The organism is Phyllobacterium sp. CL33Tsu, assembly GCF_900113985.1.
GTDB classification, from domain to species: Bacteria; Pseudomonadota; Alphaproteobacteria; order Rhizobiales; family Rhizobiaceae; genus Phyllobacterium; species Phyllobacterium pellucidum.
Genome location: NZ_FORJ01000002.1, coordinates 416,469 through 431,427 on the forward strand (window position 1 = coordinate 416,469; position 14,959 = coordinate 431,427).

13 protein-coding genes are annotated in these 14,959 nt (G+C 59.1%); 9 read left to right on the plus strand and 4 right to left on the minus strand.

Annotated features, from left to right (window positions below; all coding sequences use genetic code 11):
- Nucleotides 1–14: 14 nt before the first annotated feature.
- Nucleotides 15–1,181: an isobutyryl-CoA dehydrogenase gene (locus tag BM074_RS11655; protein ID WP_091922142.1), complete on the plus strand. Its 1,167-nt coding sequence runs from the start codon at nt 15–17 to the stop codon at nt 1,179–1,181.
- A 25-nt stretch (nt 1,182–1,206) separates the two neighbouring features.
- On the plus strand, nt 1,207–2,097 hold the full coding sequence (gene mmsB, locus BM074_RS11660; protein ID WP_091922143.1) for a 3-hydroxyisobutyrate dehydrogenase: 891 nt from the start codon (nt 1,207–1,209) through the stop codon (nt 2,095–2,097).
- Between the two features lie 310 nt (nt 2,098–2,407).
- On the opposite strand, the gene BM074_RS23020 is transcribed toward mmsB, so the two are convergent.
- Nucleotides 2,408–2,545 (minus strand): hypothetical protein, encoded by a 138-nt coding sequence (locus BM074_RS23020; protein ID WP_155810881.1) that lies wholly within the window; start codon nt 2,543–2,545, stop codon nt 2,408–2,410.
- 218 nt (nt 2,546–2,763) lie between these two features.
- Complete coding sequence (locus BM074_RS11665) at nt 2,764–3,111, minus strand: hypothetical protein (RefSeq protein ID WP_027231783.1); 348 nt, start codon at nt 3,109–3,111, stop codon at nt 2,764–2,766.
- A gap of 383 nt (nt 3,112–3,494) precedes the next feature.
- Here BM074_RS11665 and BM074_RS11670 point away from each other — a divergent pair, with 383 nt between their 5' ends.
- The 5 genes from BM074_RS11670 (at nt 3,495) to BM074_RS11690 (ending at nt 11,038) form a co-directional block, all read left to right on the plus strand.
- Entirely contained in the window at nt 3,495–4,499 is a 1,005-nt protein-coding gene (locus BM074_RS11670) for an ABC transporter substrate-binding protein (RefSeq protein WP_027231784.1), read from the plus strand.
- A 132-nt stretch (nt 4,500–4,631) separates the two neighbouring features.
- Entirely contained in the window at nt 4,632–5,519 is an 888-nt protein-coding gene (locus BM074_RS11675) for an ABC transporter permease (protein ID WP_027231785.1), read from the plus strand.
- Nucleotides 5,512–6,585, plus strand: a complete 1,074-nt coding sequence (locus tag BM074_RS11680) for a quaternary amine ABC transporter ATP-binding protein (protein ID WP_091922145.1) — start codon at nt 5,512–5,514, stop codon at nt 6,583–6,585. The genes BM074_RS11675 and BM074_RS11680 overlap by 8 nt, the downstream gene beginning before the upstream one ends.
- A 236-nt stretch (nt 6,586–6,821) precedes the next feature.
- Entirely contained in the window at nt 6,822–8,402 is a 1,581-nt protein-coding gene (locus BM074_RS11685) for a trimethylamine methyltransferase family protein (RefSeq protein WP_091922146.1), read from the plus strand.
- 59 nt (nt 8,403–8,461) lie between these two features.
- Nucleotides 8,462–11,038, plus strand: a complete 2,577-nt coding sequence (locus BM074_RS11690) for a GcvT family protein (RefSeq protein ID WP_091922148.1) — start codon at nt 8,462–8,464, stop codon at nt 11,036–11,038.
- Here BM074_RS11690 and BM074_RS11695 read toward each other — a convergent pair.
- Together BM074_RS11695 and BM074_RS11700 are read right to left on the minus strand one after the other, a co-directional pair.
- Nucleotides 11,015–11,785, minus strand: a complete 771-nt coding sequence (locus BM074_RS11695) for a PhnD/SsuA/transferrin family substrate-binding protein (protein WP_091922150.1) — start codon at nt 11,783–11,785, stop codon at nt 11,015–11,017. The two genes, BM074_RS11690 and BM074_RS11695, sit on opposite strands and share 24 nt — an antisense overlap.
- A gap of 6 nt (nt 11,786–11,791) precedes the next feature.
- A complete protein-coding gene (locus BM074_RS11700; RefSeq protein ID WP_091922152.1) occupies nt 11,792–12,829 on the minus strand; it encodes a fatty acid desaturase in 1,038 nt (345 codons plus the stop codon).
- Between the two features lie 115 nt (nt 12,830–12,944).
- Here BM074_RS11700 and BM074_RS11705 point away from each other — a divergent pair, with 115 nt between their 5' ends.
- Together BM074_RS11705 and bmt are read left to right on the plus strand one after the other, a co-directional pair.
- Nucleotides 12,945–13,775, plus strand: coding sequence for a helix-turn-helix domain-containing protein (locus tag BM074_RS11705; RefSeq protein ID WP_091922154.1), 831 nt, complete (start codon nt 12,945–12,947; stop codon nt 13,773–13,775).
- A gap of 108 nt (nt 13,776–13,883) precedes the next feature.
- Nucleotides 13,884–14,897, plus strand: a complete 1,014-nt coding sequence (gene bmt, locus BM074_RS11710; protein WP_091922156.1) for a betaine--homocysteine S-methyltransferase — start codon at nt 13,884–13,886, stop codon at nt 14,895–14,897.
- Nucleotides 14,898–14,959: the final 62 nt, after the last annotated feature.

The window sequence follows — 14,959 nt, forward strand, 5'->3', positions numbered from 1 at the left end:
GCAGGGAGGGTGCCATGGACAGTAGCGTTGATTCGACCGCTGGCCAGTTCGAACTCGATGAGGATCAACTGGCGATCCAGGACATGGCGCGCGCCTTCGCCGCCGACCGCGTCGCGCCGAACGCATTGGCGTGGGATCGCGACAAGCACTTTCCCGCCGATGTCATCCGCGAGACTGGACCGCTCGGCATGGGCGGCATCTATGTGCGCGAGGATGTCGGCGGTTCAGGCCTGAAACGGCTCGATGCCGTGCTGATCTTCGAGGCGCTCGCCGCCGCCTGTCCAGCGTTCTCGGCATTCATCTCCATACACAACATGGGCGCGTGGATGATCGATACGTTCGGCAGCGAGGAGCAACGTCAACGCTTTGTGCCGCGCCTGACATCGATGGAGTGGCTTGCGAGCTATTGCCTGACCGAGCCGAACTCCGGTTCCGATGCCGCCGCCCTGAAGACCCGCGCGGTGCGTGAGGGCGATCAATACATTCTCAACGGCGCCAAGCAGTTTATCTCGGGCGCCGGCGATTCCGACCTTTACGTGACGATGGTGCGCACCGGCGAGGATGGACCGAAGGGCATCTCTGCGCTGGTCGTCCCGAAAGATGCGCCCGGCCTTTCTTTTGGCGCCAATGAATACAAGATGGGCTGGAACGCCCAATCCACCCGCCAGGTCATCTTCGAGAACTGCCGTATCCCAGTTGCCAACCGGCTCGGCGAGGAAGGTGACGGCTTCCGCATTGCCATGGGCGGGCTCGACGGCGGGCGGCTCAACATTGCGGCATGCTCGCTTGGCGGCGCGCAATCGGCCCTCGACAAGGCGCTGGTCTATGCCAGTGAGCGCAAGGCGTTCGGCAAGGCGATCAATCAGTTCCAGGCGCTTCAGTTCAAGCTTGCCGATATGGAGACGGAGCTTTCAGCTGCCCGCATGCTGCTCTACACAGCGGCATCAAAGCTTGACCGCAAAGCGCACGACGCTTCCAAATGGTCCGCCATGGCCAAGCGCTTCGTCACCGACAAGGGGTTCGATATCGCCAACGACGCTCTGCAGATCCATGGCGGCTATGGCTACCTGCACGACTATGGCGTGGAGAAACTGGTACGTGACTTGCGGGTGCACCAGATCCTGGAAGGCACGAATGAAATCATGCGGGTAATCATCGCGCGGCACATGATGGGCCGTTGAAATTTCAAATTGAGGGAGAAGTGCGATGACGACTGTCGCTTTTATCGGCCTTGGACATATGGGCAATCCGATGGCCGCCAATCTCGTCAAGGCGGGCCATAAGGTACTTGGGTTCGATCTCGTGCCCGAAAACCTCGATACCGCGCGGGGCAACGGCGTAACGATTGCAGACAATGCCGAGGCCGCCGTCGCCGAGGCCGATGTTGTCATTACGATGCTCCCGGCCGGCAAGCACGTGCTTTCGGTCTACGAGGCGGTTGCCAAGGGAGCACGAAGGGGCGCGCTGTTCATCGATTCATCGACGATCGACGTCGACTCCGCCCGCAAGGCGCATGCAATCGCCGCGGAGAACGGACTGCTGTCCGTCGATGCACCGGTCTCAGGCGGCATTGGCGGCGCGGCGGCGGGCACCCTCACCTTCATGGTGGGCGGTTCCGATGAAGCCTTCGTCAAAGCCGAACCGATCCTAAAACCGATGGCCGGACGGATCGTTCATTGCGGCGAAGCGGGCAACGGCCAGGCGGCCAAGATCTGCAACAACATGATCCTCGGCATTTCGATGATCGGTGTCAGCGAAGCTTTCACGCTGGCCGAGAAGCTTGGGCTATCACACAAGGCGCTGTTCGACGTCGCCTCCACATCTTCCGGCCAATGCTGGTCGCTGACGACCTATTGCCCGGTACCGGGACCGGTGCCGACCTCTCCGGCTAACAATGGCTATAAGCCGGGCTTTGCTGCCGCGCTCATGCTCAAGGACCTTAAATTGTCGCAGGAGGCGGCGACAAGTGTTGGTGCAGCAACGCCGCTCGGCGCCCATGCCGAGGCGCTTTATGCCGAGTTTGGGGAAGCGGGCAATGAAGGATCGGATTTCTCCGGCATTATCAATTATCTGCGCGACGCCAAGCGCGAAGGCTGACCACAATCCTGGCGGAAAAGTCGCAAATTTAGATTTGCTTAAGTTCTCGATAACCTCGCGGTAACGATGTCCGGCTAAAACTTTACGGGCGAGCAGGGTCAAACCTGTTCCCCGCTCCGGATCAGGTACCGCGTACCGGAGCTGTAATTTTCTGCCCGCGTTGAGTTCGGCAGAACTGCCATGCGTAACTTGGCAAAAACCGCGCTGTTCCCTCGTGAACGGGGCGGTTTTTTTGCATCCTTAGAAAATTCAGAGCAAAGAAAAACCGCCACCTCAAAGGCAGCGGTTCACATGCCGTCTCGTTGATCGATTAGCCGGCCGAACGGGTCCAGATGAAGGACAATGCGGAGCCGATACCGCTCTTTGCATTGCTGGACGGAGCGTTGCGCTTTTCGGTTGCATTCCACGAAATGTGCACGCGGTTATTGCGATTGAAAATGTAGAGCATTTTGGCGACCTCGAAAGGAAATGAGTTATTGCCGCTCAAATGCGCTTTTTGCTCAAAGTTTGATCACGAAATTTCGCCATGGCATGTCGCATTTACAGCAGGAACCCTTGCATTTTTGCATGGTCACCATGCCGGAAGCGCATACCTCGCCCTTACAGAAAGGTAAGTTTTATAAAATCACCCTCGAAAATTAAGCGTGACGCTAACGGAAAAGCTGTTTAGCTTCCCGGAACAAGTCGTTTGTAGTTCGCCTGCAACGTCTTTCGGCCCGGCCGCAATGCCGCTGCGGCAGCCTTATTGGCGGCTTCGGAAACGAGGCTTGCGGGCGACCTGCCGCGCATGACGTCAAACCAGAACGTCGCTGCGGAGTTCATGAGCGAAATCTGCGCGGAAACGACACCATCCACGGACGCTGCGACTTTTTCTGAAACGGCGCGGTGCGTTTCTGCGCCGCCACCCTTCTCGCTCATCGCCTCCAACATCATCATTGGCACGCGCATGGCAATTACCATGGATGCCAGTTGCAGGTCACGGGTTTGGCGTCCGGTCTTCAGCGCAGATTTCATGGGGAGTTCCTTTTCTTTGGCAGGCCCATTGCGAACCTTCGGCGGGCAAAATGGTTTCATGCCGTGCGGAAAATATCGGTGGGTGCCGGATCCGGGCAGTCAAATCCGCAGATCGTGCAGGCAGATCGTCTAAAGCGTTGATCTTTCGTCTAAACCCTTGTTACGATACCTGATGGAGCCATGTGCCGTTTGGTGTCGCATCCTTTATCCCGGCGTCGCTATATCGACAGGGCTTGTCGCGATACACCGCATTAATTCGATGATTCCATTGCATTCTGACAGGATAAGAATGCCAAATGGCACATAAGCGAACGACTAGGTAAGGCAGTACCAAGTTAGAATTCGTTACCGGGTGAACTGTCAAAGAGTGGGAGATAAAGAACATGAAGAAGCTGCTTGCTTCAACTTTTCTGATTGCCGCTGGGTTTTTCGGCTACTCCGCGTCGGCTTCGGCTGCGGAATGCGGCACCGTTACTATTGCCAACATGAACTGGCAATCGGCCGAGGCACTTGCCAATCTCGATAAGATCATCCTGAGCGAAGGCTATGGATGCGACGCCGAGCTCGTAGCCGGCGATACTGTTCCAACCTTCACGTCCATGATCGAAAAGGGGCAGCCGGACATCGCCCCCGAGGGCTGGCTCAACGCCGTCCGCGAGCCGCTTGAAAAGGCAGTCAAGGAAAACAAACTCGTCTACGCTGCACCGGCGATCACCGAAGGCGGCACGGAAAGCTGGTGGATCCCCAAATATTTCGCGGATGCCCACCCCGATATCAAGACCATTGCTGATGCCATGAAGCATCCGGAACTGTTCCCTGCTCCGGAAGATCCGAAGAAGGGCGCCGTCTTCAATTGCCCGTCAGGCTGGGCTTGCCAGATCACGACGACGAACTTCTACAAGGCTTTTGAGGGCGACAAGCACGGCTTCACCCTTGTCGATACGGGTTCGGCTGCGGGCCTCGATGGCTCGATCGCCAAGGCCTATGAGCGCAAGGAACCCTGGCTCGGCTATTATTGGGGTCCGACCGCCATTCTCGGCAAGTACCCGATGGTCAAGCTCGACAATGGCGTGGCATGGGATGAAAAGGAATGGAACCGTTGCAACGCCATCGCGGATTGCCCGGATCCAAAGCCGAATGGCTGGCCGAAGGCTGATATCTACACCATCGTCACCAAGAAGTTTGCCGACAGCGCCGGCGATGCCTTCGAATATCTGAAGAAGCGCCAGATCTCGACCGAGGAAGCCAACAAGCTTCTTGCATGGATGGTCGACAACCAGGCGACAGGCGAAGATGGCGCCAAGTACTATCTGAAAAACAACGAGGCGACCTGGTCCAAGTGGGTCTCTCCGGAAGCCGCCGAGAAGATCAAGGCTGCCGTACAATAATAATGTTTTGCGGCAGGGCACCGGTCCTGCCGCAATCCATTACCTCGCTGGAACAGGCTGAACGTATAATCGTCCAGCGCTTCGGTCATTAGAGAGAACGAGCCTCGATGGCCCAATGAAGGGGATACCAACATGGATTGGTTCTATTCATTCCCGAACATGAATGATGACACGCTGCGCAACCTCAAGAAGGCCATGGACGAAGGCTTCAAGGCCTTCACCCGCGAATATGGCGACATCATCGAATCGTTCTTTCAGCCGCTGCAGTATTTCCTCATCGAAGCCGAGCGCTTCATGACGACGACGCCGTGGCCGATCATGCTGCTGTTGATCGGCGGCATCGCCTGGATCGCCAGCCGCAACTGGAAGATCGTTGCCGGCACCATCATCACGCTCCTCCTCATCGGCTATTTCGACATGTGGAGCGATGCGATGAAGACCATCGCCATGATCTTCGTCGGCACCGTCGTTTCGATCTTCGTCGGCATTCCGATCGGCATCATCATGGCCCGGTCAGACAGTTTCCAGCGCGTGGTCAATCCCATTCTCGACGTGATGCAGACGATGCCGAGCTTCGTCTACCTTATCCCCGTGGTCATGCTTCTCGGCATCGGCAAGGTGCCGGGCCTCATAGCGGTGGTGATCTACGCCATCCCGCCAATGATCCGCCTCACCAATCTCGGTATCCGGCTCGTCGACAAGGACGTCCTCGAAGCCGCGGATGCGTTCGGTTCATCGAGTTGGCAACGCCTCAAGAACGTGCAGATTCCCCTTGCCCTCCCGACAATCATGGCCGGTATCAACCAGACGATCATGATGGCTCTGGCAATGGTGGTTATTGCTTCGATGATCGGCGTCCAGGGCCTTGGGCAGCCGGTGCTGCGCTCCGTCAACGGGCAGTTCTTCTCACTCGGGCTTTTCAACGGCCTTGCCATTGTCGGCATCGCCATCATTTTCGACCGCGTTAGTCAGGCCTATGGCAAGCGTCTTCAGAAGCATCAGGAGGTGGTCCATGGCTGATCGTTCGGTCCAGGGTGCAGGCATCAAGATCAAGAATCTCTACAAGATTTTTGGACAGAGACCCGTCAGTTACGTCGAAGCCGTCAAGAAGGGCATGTCCAAGACCGAGCTTAACGAACAGCATGGGCACGTGCTCGGCCTCAGGGACATCAACATCGACATGCCGGCGGGCTGCATACAGGTTGTCATGGGGCTTTCAGGGTCGGGTAAATCGACCCTTATCCGCCACATCAACCGGCTTATCGACCCGACTTCCGGCGAGGTGATCATCGACGGCGCCGATGTCTGCAAGATGAACCAGAACGATCTGCGCGAATTTCGTCGCCACAAGACCGCGATGGTGTTCCAGAAGTTTGCGCTGCTTCCCCACCGCACCGTCCTCGACAATACGGTCTACGGCCTCGAAATCCAGGGACTTCCCCGCGACAAGCAGGAAGCACAGGCGCGTCGCTGGATCGAGCGTGTCGGCCTCAAGGGATTTGAGGGCCACTACCCCAACCAGTTGTCGGGCGGCATGCAGCAGCGTGTGGGTCTTGCCCGTGCGCTGACCAACGACGCACCGATCCTCCTGATGGACGAAGCCTTCTCGGCGCTCGATCCGCTCATTCGCATGGACATGCAGTCGGTGCTTCTCGACCTCCAGAAGGAAATCCGCAAGACCATCGTCTTCATCACCCACGATCTCGACGAGGCGCTGCGCCTCGGCGATCGCATCGCCATCCTGCGCGACGGCGAGGTGGTGCAGCAGGGAACCGGCCAGGATATCGTGTTGCAGCCCGCCGACGAATACATTTCCAACTTCGTCAAGGAAGTGAACCGCGGCCGCGTCATCATGGTCGATACGATCGCAACGCCAGCGGGCGCTCCGGCCACGAGCGGCGGCGTCACCGTGCGCACCGGCACGATCCTCGAGGAAGCCGCCAAGACGATGACCGACGCCAACCAGCAATATGCAACGATCATCGATGACAATGGCAAGCCGACCGGCGTCATCAGCATGAACAACCTGATCCAGGCGATGGTTACGCCAATCAGCCACCTGACGTCGAAGGCGGCTGCGGAGTAGGCATACTGTAGTTCCTATATGTGGGGTCGTTTCACCCCCCTTTGCCCGGCAGGACAGAGGGGGTGTGGACGAACTCCAAGAACCGCCCTTGATTGGCCCAACTCTGGCCCCAGCGACCCACCCCACACCATGTCGCTTCCTTTGCGCTCAGCGTCGCTCACGCCGCGCACGCACAATGCCGCTCTGGCGATAGTGGCAACAGCGCACGCAAGACGTGCAAGCGAAGGGCATGGGCAATGAGCGAACCGGCAATCGAGATCGAAACCAACACGTCAGCGCGGGATCACGGACGACGGGGTGGACGAGCGCGGCCGCGCAGCACCGAAAGCGGAGCCTTCGACCAGCCGCCGTTTCGCCAGCTGAAAATTCCGTTCACGCCGACCAAGATCGTCTCGGACGACGAACTCGAATCGATCCACGACGCGTCGCTGCGGGTCCTGCAGGAAATCGGCGTCGAGGTTCTGCATGACGGCGCGCGCGAAATCATGAAGAGCGCCGGCGCTGACGTTCGCCCCGGCTCGATGCGGGTTCGCTTCGACAAGGACATGATTCTTGAATATGTCGGCCATGCGCCATCCGAATTTACGCTGCATGCCCGCAACCCGGCCCACAATGTCCGCTTCGGCGGCAATAATCTCATCTTCGCGCAGATGGGTTCGGCGCCGAACTGCTCGGATACCGACAATGGCCGGCGCTCCGGCAACCAGGCCGACTTCCGCAATTTCATCAAGCTCGCCCAGATGCACAATATCATCAACACGACCGGCGGTTATCCGGTCGAACCGATCGATATTCACCCGTCCGTTCGGCATCTCGAATGCATCCGCGACCTTACGACGCTCAGCGACAAGGCGTTCCACATCTATTCGCTCGGCAAGGAGCGCAATCAGGACGGTATCGAGATTGCCCGCCTCGCGCGCGGTGTCAGCCACGAACAGCTTCAGCAGGAGCCGTCCTGCTATACGATCATCAACACCAATTCCCCGCTCAAGCTCGACATACCGATGATGGAAGGCATCATCCAGATGTCGGGCAATGGCCAGATCGTCATCGTAACGCCCTTTACCCTCGCCGGCGCCATGGCTCCGGTGACGATTGCCGGCGCCCTCGTGCAGCAGAACGCGGAAGCGCTTGCCGGCATCTCGTTCACGCAGATGGTCAGGAAAGGCGCGCCCGTCGGCTATGGCGGCTTTACGTCCAATGTCGACATGAAGTCGGGTGCACCGGCCTTCGGCACGCCCGAATACATGAAGGCGCAATTGGTCGGCGGCCAGCTTGCCCGCCGCTACGGAATTCCCTATCGCACCTCCAATGTCTGCGCCGCCAACACCGTGGACGCGCAAGCCGCCTACGAATCGGTCTTCTCACTCTGGGGCGCCATCCAGGGCGGTGGCAACTTCATGCTGCATTCCGCCGGCTGGCTCGAAGGCGGCCTTTGCTGCTCCTATGAGAAGATGATCCTCGATTTCGACCTCCTGCAGATGGTGGCCGAGTTCTTGACCCCGCTCGATCTTTCCGAAGACGCGCTCGGCATCGATGCCATGCGCGACGTCGGCCCCGGCGGTCATTTCTTCGGCACCGCTCATACACAGTCGCGCTACAAGACCGCCTTCTACGCACCGATCATCTCCGACTGGCGCAATTATGAAACCTGGCAGGAGGCTGGCTCGCCGATTGCGATTGAGAAGGCCAACCGCATCTGGAAGGAGCGCCTTGCAACCTACCAGAAACCCGAAATCGACCCCGCGGTCGAAGAGGCCATCAACGCCTTCGTGGCCCGCCGCAAATCCGAAGGCGGCGCGCCCACGGATTTCTGATCGCTTGAATCGAAGTCTCAACGCATTGAATCACTTTTCCACATACGAGGCATAAGAGTATGAAATCGCACGTTAAAGCAGTTGTCATCGGCGGTGGCGTCGTTGGGTGTTCGGTGCTTTACCACCTTGCGCGCGCCGGCTGGACCGATGTGATGCTGATCGAACGCTCGGAACTGACGTCCGGCTCTTCCTGGCACGCCGCCGGCGGTTTCCATACGCTCAACGGCGATCCCAACGTTGCCAAGCTCCAGGCCTATACGGTCAGTCTTTACAAGGAAATCGAGGAGCTTTCCGGACAGTCCTGCGGCCTGCATTTGACGGGCGGCGTCATGATGGCGGATTCGCCGGAGCGCATGGATTTCCTGCGGCTCGCCCACGCGCGCGGTCGCTATCTCGGCATGGATACGGAGCTGATCACGCCATCGGAGGCCAAGGCCATGTTCCCGCTCATGGACGAGACGAATTTCGTCGGCGCCATGTGGGACCCGGTCGAGGGCCATCTCGACCCTTCCGGGACCACCCATGCCTATGCCAAGGCCGCGCGCAAGCTCGGTGCTGAAATTACCCTGCGTAACCGCGTCGTCGAACTTACGCAGGATAGCGACGGCACATGGAACGTCGTCACCGAACAGGGCACCGTGAAGGCCGAACATGTCGTCAACTGCGGCGGTCTCTGGGCTCGCGAAGTTGGGCGCATGGTCGGGCTCGAACTGCCGGTCCTTGCGATGGAGCACATGTACCTTCTCACCGAGGATGTTCCGGAGGTTATGGAATTCAATAAGTCCACGGGCCGCGAACTCATCGGCGTCATGGATTTCAAGGGCGAGATCTATACCCGCCAGGAGCGGAACGGCATCCTGCTCGGCACCTATGAGAAGGCCGCAAAGCCCTGGTCTCCGGTCAACACGCCATGGGATTTCGGCCACGAGCTTCTGGCGCCCGATCTCGACCGCATCGCCCCTTCCCTCGAAGTCGGCTTCAAGCATTTCCCCGGCATCGAGAAGGCGGGTATCAAGCAGATCATCAACGGCCCCTTCACCTTTGCGCCGGATGGCAATCCTCTGGTCGGCCCAGTACCCGGCCTTACCAATTACTGGACAGCGTGCGCCGTCATGGCCGGTTTCAGCCAGGGCGGCGGCGTCGGGCTCGCGCTCTCCAACTGGATGGTTCATGGCGAACCCGGCTTCGACGTCTGGGGCATGGACGTGGCGCGTTTCGGCGAATGGGCGACGCTGCGCTACACCAACGCCAAGGTGCGCGAGAACTATTCGCGGCGCTTCTCGATCCGCTTCCCCAACGAGGAGTTGCCCGCAGCGCGGCCGCAACAAACCACGCCGCTCTACGATACGATGCTGGCGCAGAATGCCGTCATGGGCGATTCCTGGGGCCTTGAGACGCCGCTCTGGTTCGCGCCGAAGGGCACTGAAGCGCGCGACATCGTCTCCTATCATCGTTCCAACGATTTCGAGCATATCGGTAACGAGGTAAGGGCGACACGCGCCGGCGTCGGCGTCACCGAGATTGCCAACTTCGCCAAGTATGAAGTAACCGGCAGCGGCGCCGAAGCATTTTTGTCGCGCCTGATGACGAATACGATGCCGAAAGTTGGACGGCTCGTCCTGACGCCCATGCTCAACGAAGAGGGCAAGCTCATCGGCGACTTCACCATCGCCAAGGCGGCCGATGACCGCTTCCTGATCTGGGGTTCGTCTGCCGCCCAGCGCTATCACATGCGCTGGTTCCAGAAGCAGCAGCCGAAGGATGGCTCAGTGCATATCCATCGCTTCGACCAGACACTGGTCGGTCTTGCGATTGCCGGGCCGAAGTCGCGCGACCTCCTTGCCCAGCTCGTCGACGAAGACGTGTCGAATGCCGCCTTCCGGTTCATGGATTTCCGCGAAGTGGCCGTTGGCGGCGCGCCGTGCAAGGTTAACCGCATTTCCTATACGGGTGACCTTGGCTACGAGATCTGGATGCAACCCGCCTATCAGCGCCTCGTCTACAAGGCGATCAAGGACGAGGGCGCGGCCTTCGGCATTGTCGATTTCGGCATGCGCGCCCTGCTCTCCATGCGGCTCGAAAAGAACTTCCCCACGTGGTTCCGCGAGCTTCGCCCCATCTATGGCGGCTATGAGGGATCGATGGATCGCTTCATCAAGCTGTCGAAGAACGATTTCATCGGCCGCGAACATGCCGCCAGGGAAAAGGCTGAGTTCGACGCGGGCACCAGCACGAAGCTACGCCGGGTTTCCTTCCTCATTGATGTTCCGCACGGCGAAGGCGCCGCCGACGTGATGGGCGACGAGCCGATCTGGGCCAAGGTCTCCAAGGACTACGGTACGGTCCAGGCAGGCCATGGCGTCGGCGCTCCCCGCTTCGACGCGTCCGGTGCTGTCGTCTCGGATGCCAGTGACAAGGGCGCCGTGCAGGGTGACTGGCGCGTTGTCGGCTGGGTCACGTCCGGTGGCTACGCCCACTTTGTGCAGCATTCGATGGCGCAGGGTTACGTGCCGGCGGAACTCGCATCAAACGAATCCAATGGCCTGTTCGAGGTAGAGATTCTCGGTGTTCGGCGCCCCGCCCGCATCAATCTCGAGCCGCCGTTCGATCCCTCAGGCGAAAAGATGCGCGGGTAGCGGAAGTGCGGAAATAAACGGCAGGCCTTTGCGCCTGCCGGTCCAGCCGACAACGGCAAGTGTCGCTGCTGCCGCGTCGAAGCGCTGGCTTCTTGCCCAGGATTTGCAGTCGATGGCGGCTACGTCCGCTTTGCCGGACGCCACAGCAGCCACCGAGGCGCGGTGTCCGCCGGTCTGGAGTTCGCCGGCAAATATCGCAAGTGATTCACCGGACGCCACCAGGTCGCGTTGCAGCGCCAGGTAGCCCGACATCGAATCGTGGCTGTTGAAGGCCAAGCGTTTGCCGCGAAGCAGTTCCAGCGGCAGTACGGGCTTGCCGTCTTCCGGCGCAGCGACTGCCGCCCGCCCCTCGCCGCGCCGCATGACGAGCGCACTCGAGTAAAGCGCGCCGTCCCCACCCTCAATGCCCGAATAGTCATCCTGACCTGCAAGATGAACATGGGATTGAATGCCGAGTTCCATCGGCCCCCAGCATGTCTGTGTGATCAGCAATGCCGGATGGAGCCACAAGGTCGGCAGGTCGAGTTCGTCGGGAGGCAGCGTAGCTGGGTCAGGCGCAATCAAATTGCCTGCCCGGTCTCTGATGCCGCCTGGAACCGCCGGAAGGTCGCCATTGCGGGAAACGAGCCTTTCCGGCGCGTCATAGCCATTGTCAAGCAGCACGCCGCGCATTCTTTGCCATTGCGCACGAAGCTCCGATTGCATTTCCGGCCAATCATACATCGGCAACGCCGCAATCAACGTCATGCGCAGCTACTCTTTGGGAGGCTCGGCTGGAATGGGAACGGTCGAACCGCCCTGCAGACTGATGCCATGTGCCCGAGGCCGGAAAGCGCGGCCGGGAGCCAGTTCGCGGCGCAGCACCGGGTGAACAACATCCTGCTTCTGTCTGAATGCATAGGCATGCAGAATCTCGAAGTAATTGCGGAAGACATAGCCGCCATTCATCCTTAGCCATTCATCACGCTGTTCGCTGTAAAGCCCCGGCAGATCGTACCACGGTACAGTCGGACGCTTATGATGGACGAAGTGAAGATTGTTGTTAAGGAAGATCAACGCCAAGGGCGATTTTTCGACGATAACCGTCCGCCCGTCCGGGCGTTCCGACCACTGGTGTTCGCAATAGCTGCGGATCGAGATGATCGCCAAGCCCAGATAGACGGACGTCAACGCGTAGAGCCAAACGGGAATTCCGAAGATAATCCAAACGATCGCGAGCATCGGGACGAGGCCAAGGCCATGTAGCACCCATGCCGTTTGCGTTTTCTTGTCGCCGCCCCTTATGAGCTTGATCTCGGTGATGACGAAACCGACCACCATGAGAAACGGCCCGATGACAACGCGGCCGACCAGCGAATTGTTGAAGTTGAGCAATGCTTTGACAAAGCCCGGCAGTTTTTCCCAGTCACCGAGCGCACGGTAATAGCTTTCGGGATCATCGTAGGGATCGGTCAAGCGCTCGTCCGCATGGTGCTTGAGATGCAGATGCTTGTAGCGGCGATAGGGAAAGACAAGGCCGAGCGGCAGCGAAACGAGGAGTTCGTTGATCATGCCACTGCGCGTCGGATGACCGTGAAGGGCTTCATGCTGCAAAGATGAATGGAACGCGACAGCAAGCCCCATGAGGGCCAGCGCGACGATCGGCAGGCCCGGATAGAGATAATATCCCCCTACGAACCACATTCCATAGCATGCTGTGAGAAGCGCAATGGTTGGCCACTCAATGCCGGGGTGTTTTCGCGGGTGTTGAGATCGGGAGGCGGGTATTTCGGTATGTCTTTCTGATTCCATGATTTTCATGGTCTCATTGTCAGGAACTGTCAGCAATGCGATTATTGTGAGAAAGTGTTGATTTTGGTCACCAAATGGCGCACTTGTTGTATATAATAAACAATCGGGTGTTTTCATGGACAAGCGCGACCTTGCACGGCTTTTTCAGGAGCGGATCAAGAGCCTGCTCACCCGCAGCGGTGAAAACCAATCCGCATTCGCGGCTTCCGTTGGTATAGACCGCTCTGCGCTCTCCCAGTTGCTCTCCGGGCAATCGACCCGCCTGCCCCGCGTGGAAACGCTGCTCAACATCGCCGAACGGCATTCCGTATCGCTTGACTGGCTGCTTGGCCTCAGCCAGGACGAGGGTATTACCGGCGAACTGCGTCCTAGTCTTGAAATCGAAGAAGGGTTCGACAACCAGACCTTGCTGGTCAAATGGCATGCGGAGGCCACAGGCACGAAGATACGTTATGTGCCAGCCCGTATCCCCGATCTTCTGCGCACGCAAGCGGTGATCGCCTATGAAACCTTGATGGTCCATCGCGATCCAGCCATACAGATGAGCGAAACGGCGTTCCGCCTCGACTATAACCGCCAACCCGGTACGGACATGGAAGTATGCATTCCGTTCCAGACCTTGCACGATTTCGCCGCGGGCTGCAGCCTTTGGGGTGACTTGCCGCGCAAGGTCCGCGTCGAGCAGCTCGAACATATGGCGTCGCTGGTGGACGAACTCTATCCCTCGTTTCGCCTCTATCTCTACGATGGGCGCGAGCGCTATTCGGTGCCCTATACGGTATTCGGACCCTACCGCGCCGCCATCTTCGTCGGCGAGATGTACCTCGTGCTCTATACGACCGAGGCGGTGCTCACCATGCAGCGACACTTTGACGGGCTGATCCGCGTCGCCAAGGTCAACGCTCACGAGGTTGCGACCTATATTTCATCGCTCAAGGTCACCTAGCGCTTTGCGGTTTGCGACCGCTCGCGAGCGCCGATGTCGCAAAGAAGCATTGACCACATATAAAGACTTCCTTATATGGTTATCTAACTTGTTTTAAGGGACGTTCCCATGACCATTCACAATCCGCTTGCCGACCTTATTGCCGAAAAGGGTGTTCTCCTTGCCGATGGCGCGACAGGCACGAACCTGTTTGCATCTGGCCTGGAAGCAGGTGAGGCTCCGGAGCTCTGGAACGAAGCCAAGCCTGAAAAGATCACTGCCCTGCACCAGGGCTTTGTCGATGCAGGCGCCGATATCATCCTTACCAATTCCTTCGGCGGGACACGGCATCGCCTGAAACTGCATCATGCCCAGGACCGCGTCTTCGAACTCAACAAGAAGGCGGCCGAACTCGCGCGCGAAGTCGCAGACAATGCCGGCCGCAAGGTCATTGTCGCGGGCTCGGTCGGTCCGACCGGCGAACTGCTCGTCCCGCTTGGCGCGCTCACCGAGGAAGATGCCGTTGCAGCCTTTACCGAGCAACTGGAAGGCCTCAAGGCCGGCGGCGTCGATGTCGCCTGGATCGAAACAATGTCGGCGCCGGGCGAAATTCGCGCCGCTGCCGAAGCTGCGGTCAAGGTCGGATTGCCTTATGTCTATACCGGCTCGTTCGATACGGCCGGCAAGACGATGATGGGCCTGCCGCCCAAGGAAATCCACGGCGTTGCCGAAGGCCTGGAAGCAAAGCCCGTCGCGGTTGGCGCCAATTGCGGCGTCGGCGCATCCGATATCCTTGCCTCGCTTCTCGATATGAGCGAAGCAAATCCTGAAGCGACGATCGTCATCAAGGGCAATTGCGGCATCCCCGAATTCCGCGGCTCGGAAATCTTCTATTCGGGCACGCCCGATCTGATGGCAAACTATGCTCGCCTCGCAATTGACGGCGGCGCCAAGATCGTCGGCGGCTGCTGCGGAACCTCGTTCGAGCATCTCGCCGCCATGCGCAAGGCGCTCGACAGCCACACCAGCGGTCCGCGCCCGACTGTCGAGACGATCATCGAGACCATTGGACCGATGCGCAACAAGCTCGCTGCCCATGCGGACGATACGCCGAAGCGCGAACGTCGCGGGCGCCGCGGGTAATCAACGGACTTTGAAGAAAAAACCGGCAGCCTCCGCTGCCGGTTTTTTTGTTGGCTTTTACA

Bases quoted from the DNA above. Each gene is read 5' to 3' on its own strand.
- BM074_RS11655 (WP_091922142.1), top strand. From the start codon at position 15: ATGGACAGTAGCGTTGATTCGACCGCTGGCCAGTTCGAACTCGATGAG.
- mmsB (WP_091922143.1), top strand. From the start codon at position 1,207: ATGACGACTGTCGCTTTTATCGGCCTTGGACATATGGGCAATCCGATG.
- BM074_RS23020 (WP_155810881.1), bottom strand. From the start codon at position 2,545: ATGCTCTACATTTTCAATCGCAATAACCGCGTGCACATTTCGTGGAAT.
- BM074_RS11665 (WP_027231783.1), bottom strand. From the start codon at position 3,111: ATGAAATCTGCGCTGAAGACCGGACGCCAAACCCGTGACCTGCAACTG.
- BM074_RS11670 (WP_027231784.1), top strand. From the start codon at position 3,495: ATGAAGAAGCTGCTTGCTTCAACTTTTCTGATTGCCGCTGGGTTTTTC.
- BM074_RS11675 (WP_027231785.1), top strand. From the start codon at position 4,632: ATGGATTGGTTCTATTCATTCCCGAACATGAATGATGACACGCTGCGC.
- BM074_RS11680 (WP_091922145.1), top strand. From the start codon at position 5,512: ATGGCTGATCGTTCGGTCCAGGGTGCAGGCATCAAGATCAAGAATCTC.
- BM074_RS11685 (WP_091922146.1), top strand. From the start codon at position 6,822: ATGAGCGAACCGGCAATCGAGATCGAAACCAACACGTCAGCGCGGGAT.
- BM074_RS11690 (WP_091922148.1), top strand. From the start codon at position 8,462: ATGAAATCGCACGTTAAAGCAGTTGTCATCGGCGGTGGCGTCGTTGGG.
- BM074_RS11695 (WP_091922150.1), bottom strand. From the start codon at position 11,785: ATGACGTTGATTGCGGCGTTGCCGATGTATGATTGGCCGGAAATGCAA.
- BM074_RS11700 (WP_091922152.1), bottom strand. From the start codon at position 12,829: ATGGAATCAGAAAGACATACCGAAATACCCGCCTCCCGATCTCAACAC.
- BM074_RS11705 (WP_091922154.1), top strand. From the start codon at position 12,945: ATGGACAAGCGCGACCTTGCACGGCTTTTTCAGGAGCGGATCAAGAGC.
- bmt (WP_091922156.1), top strand. From the start codon at position 13,884: ATGACCATTCACAATCCGCTTGCCGACCTTATTGCCGAAAAGGGTGTT.